Below are 271 nucleotides of genomic sequence, written 5' to 3' on the forward strand. Positions count from 1 at the left end.
GGCCGCCGACCACCTTCAGCAGCGGCACCGCGAGAAGCTGCGAGATGATGAGAGCGAAGACGATCCGCAGGAGCGCCGCGACCAGGGCCCCTGCATACACCCCGATCCGCCGCTGCCGCTCGGGCAGTCCGCGGCAGGCCAGGGCGATGACCACGGCGTTGTCCCCCGACAGGATGATGTCGATCCAGACGATCTGGAGGAGGGACAGCAGGAAGGAGGAACTCAGATAGGCATCCACGATCGCACGCTTTCGCTGCCCCAGCCCGTCACG

The 271-nt window shown here is 67.2% G+C and carries 1 protein-coding gene; it reads right to left on the reverse strand.

What is annotated here, in order from left to right; genetic code table 11:
* Positions 1 to 271: TerC family protein (locus ACP7FG_RS13015; RefSeq protein ID WP_439226629.1), on the reverse strand; the 271-nt coding region annotated here is incomplete at both ends.

This window comes from Idiomarina sp. ST10R2A5 (assembly GCF_051842325.1).
In the GTDB taxonomy this organism is placed as follows: domain Bacteria; phylum Pseudomonadota; class Gammaproteobacteria; order Enterobacterales; family Alteromonadaceae; genus Idiomarina; species Idiomarina abyssalis.